Annotated in this window: 4 protein-coding genes; all 4 read left to right on the top strand. The window is 68.5% G+C overall.

From position 1 onward, the window contains the following. On the top strand, nucleotides 1-952 hold a 952-nt coding region (locus GJ693_RS15035; protein ID WP_235902968.1), incomplete at its 5' end, for an anthranilate synthase component I family protein. 10 nt (nucleotides 953-962) lie between these two features. Next, a complete protein-coding gene (locus GJ693_RS15030) occupies nucleotides 963-1,247 on the top strand; it encodes a DUF427 domain-containing protein (RefSeq protein ID WP_156257067.1) in 285 nt (94 codons plus the stop codon). A gap of 45 nt (nucleotides 1,248-1,292) precedes the next feature. Continuing rightward, a complete protein-coding gene (locus tag GJ693_RS15025; RefSeq protein WP_156257066.1) occupies nucleotides 1,293-1,895 on the top strand; it encodes an anthranilate synthase component II in 603 nt (200 codons plus the stop codon). Then, nucleotides 1,892-2,875 (top strand): anthranilate phosphoribosyltransferase, encoded by a 984-nt coding sequence (gene trpD, locus GJ693_RS15020; RefSeq protein ID WP_156257065.1) that lies wholly within the window; start codon nucleotides 1,892-1,894, stop codon nucleotides 2,873-2,875. The genes GJ693_RS15025 and trpD overlap by 4 nt, the downstream gene beginning before the upstream one ends. Nucleotides 2,876-3,025: the final 150 nt, after the last annotated feature.

The following is a 3,025-nucleotide window of genomic DNA, read 5'->3' as shown; positions in this document are numbered from 1 at the left end:
CGCCTGGGATGCCGCCGCCGAGCGCATTGCCGAGACCGAGCGCCGCCTCGCCCAGGCGCTGCCGCTGGCGCCGCGCCCGCCCGAAACCCTGCCCGAAGCCAACCGCCGCCATCACACCGACACGGCGCGCTATGCCGCGATGGTCGAAAAGGCGCGGGACTATATCCTGGCGGGCGACATCTTCCAGGTCGTGCTGTCGCAGCGTTTCTCGGTGGATTTCCCGCTGCCGGCGTTCGATCTCTATCGCGCGCTCAGGCGCATCAACCCCTCGCCCTTCCTCTATTTCCTCGATCTGCCCGGTTTTGCGCTGGTTGGCTCAAGCCCGGAAATCCTCGTCCGCGCCCGCGGTGGTGACGTGACCATCCGGCCCATTGCCGGCACCCGCCCGCGCGGCAAGGACGCCGCCGAAGACGCCGCCAACCGGGAAAGCCTGCTCGCCGATCCCAAGGAACTCTCCGAGCATCTGATGCTGCTCGACCTTGGCCGCCATGACACCGCGCGCGTGTCGGTGCCCGGCACGGTCAAGGTGACTGACAAGTTCTTTGTCGAATTCTACAGCCATGTCATGCACATCGTTTCCAACGTGCAGGGCCGGCTGGCCGATGGCGTGGATGCGGTGGCGGCCCTGCTCGCCGGCTTCCCGGCGGGCACGGTGTCGGGGGCGCCCAAGGTGCGCGCCATGCAGATCATCGCCGAACTGGAAGGCGAGGCGCGCGGACCTTATGCGGGCGGCGTCGGCTATTTCAGCCCCAATGGCGACATGGACAGCTGCATCGTGCTGCGTACGGCCGTGGTGAAGGATGGCGTGATGCACGTGCAGGCCGGCGCCGGCATCGTTGCCGACAGCGTGGCCGAATATGAGCAGCGCGAATGCGAAGCCAAGGCCGGCGCCCTGATCGCGGCGGCCCGCGAAGCCATCGCCACCGCCGGCGAAGCACGGTTCGGGCAATAGGAGTGCCAGCATGGCGAAAGCGACGTGGAACGGGCGGGTGATCGCCGACAGCGCCGACACGGTGATCGTCGAGGGCAATCATTATTTCCCCGCCGACGCGGTTGACTCGGCCCTGCTCAAGCCGAGCAGCACGACCAGCGTCTGCGGCTGGAAGGGCCTGGCCAATTATTTCACGCTGGTGGTAGACGGTGCCGAGAACCCTGATGCTGTCTGGTATTACGCCGATCCCAAGCCCGAGGCCGCCCGCATCAAGGGCCGGCTGGCCTTCTGGAAAGGCGTCGTTGTCTCAGGCTGAGCCAGCCCGGATGACGCCGCCGCCCATAACCGCTAAGGCCAGCGCATGACGATCCTTGTCATCGACAATTATGACAGCTTCACCTTCAACCTCGTCCATTATCTGGCCGAGCTGGGGGCGGAAACCGTCGTGGTGCGCAATGATGCGCTGACGACGCAGGACGCGATGGGGATGCGGCCGGAAGCGATCCTGCTCTCGCCCGGCCCCTGCACGCCCAACGAGGCTGGCATCTGCCTGGCCCTGATCGACGCGGCCGCCGAAACCCGCACGCCGCTGTTTGGCGTGTGCCTGGGCCACCAGGCGCTGGGCCAGGCCTTTGGCGGCATTGTCGAGCGCGCGCCGCAGGTCATGCACGGCAAGGTGAGCGAAATAACGCACGATGGCACCGGCGTGTTTGCCGAAATCCCCTCCCCGTTCGAGGCGACGCGCTATCACAGCTTGGTGGTGCGCGAAGCCGGGCTGCCGGCCGACCTGGTGGTCAATGCCCACAGCCCGGATGGCCTAATCATGGGGATGCACCACCGCGAGCTGCCACTGCACGGCGTGCAGTTCCACCCGGAATCGATCGCCACCCAGCATGGCCATCGCCTGCTCGCCAATTTCATGGTGCTGGCCGGCCTGAAACCCGATTTGTCGGCAACGGCATGAGCCTGCTGCCCGATCCGTCCCGCCCGCTTGACGAAGGCGCGGCGGCAGAAGCCTTTGCCGCGATCTTTGACGGCAAGGTGAGCGACGACGCGCTGGCGGGCTTCCTGACCATCCTGGCCGACCGCGGCGAGACGGTGGGCGAAGTCGTTGCCGCCGCCCGCGCACTGCGGGCGCGCGCCATCCAGCCGTTCCGCGCTGGCGATGCGCTGGATGTGTGCGGCACCGGCGGCGATGGCATGCACAGCCTCAACATCTCGACCGCCGTCAGCCTGGTGGTCGCTGCCTGCGGGGTGAAGCTGGCCAAGCACGGCAACCGCGCCGCCTCCTCCACCAGTGGTGCAGCCGACGTGTTGATGGTGCTGGGCGTGCCGGAACTGCCGATGGACCGGCTGGGTCCGTGCCTCACACATGTTGGCATCACGTTCCTGCACGCCGCCCGGCATCATCCGGCGATGGCCCGCGTGGCACCAGTGCGCAAGGCGCTGGGCCGGCGCACGATCTTCAACCTGCTGGGCCCGCTGTGCAATCCGGCCGGGGTGGACCAGCAATTGTTGGGCGTGTTCGCGCCTGGCCCGGTGCCGCTGATGGCCGAGGCACTCCGGCACCTGGGCAGCCGGGCCGCGCTGGTGGTGCACGGCCAGGGCTTTGACGAAGTGGCGCTTTCCGGCGAGACGACGGCGGTGGCGCTGGCGGGCGGCGTGCTCACCGCGCGCACCCTCACCCCGGAAGACGCCGGCCTGGCGCGGCAGCCGAACGACGCGTTGAAGGGCGGCAGCCCCGCCTATAACGCCGAACGCCTGCTGGCCCTGCTCGCCGGGCAACAGGATGCCTATCGCGACATGGTTCTGCTCAATGCTGCTGCCGCGCTGACCGTGGCGCGACCCGGCCTGACCCTGCCGCAGGGCGTCGCCGAGGCGGCCACCGCCATTGACAGCGGCGCTGCGGCTGACATCCTCAAGCGCTGGATCGCCTTTCGATGACCGATACGCTCGCCACCATCGTCGCCCACAAGCGCGACCTTTATGCCGCCCGCAAGGCGCAGGTGCCGTTGGCCGAGGTCGAGGCCGCGGCCCGCGCCGCCGATGCGCCGCGCGGCTTCATCCGGGCGCTGCATGCCGCGCACGCCGACG

Origin of the sequence: Sandarakinorhabdus oryzae, from assembly GCF_009733735.1 — a bacterium.
In the GTDB taxonomy this organism is placed as follows: domain Bacteria; phylum Pseudomonadota; class Alphaproteobacteria; order Sphingomonadales; family Sphingomonadaceae; genus Sandarakinorhabdus; species Sandarakinorhabdus oryzae.
Note: the sequence above shows the minus strand (reverse complement) of the source record. Positions and strands in the feature narration are given on the sequence as shown.

What these genes read in the sequence shown, in the direction of transcription:
- GJ693_RS15030 (WP_156257067.1), top strand. Translation starts at nt 963, where the DNA reads ATGGCGAAAGCGACGTGGAACGGGCGGGTGATCGCCGACAGCGCCGAC.
- GJ693_RS15025 (WP_156257066.1), top strand. Translation starts at nt 1,293, where the DNA reads ATGACGATCCTTGTCATCGACAATTATGACAGCTTCACCTTCAACCTC.
- trpD (WP_156257065.1), top strand. Translation starts at nt 1,892, where the DNA reads ATGAGCCTGCTGCCCGATCCGTCCCGCCCGCTTGACGAAGGCGCGGCG.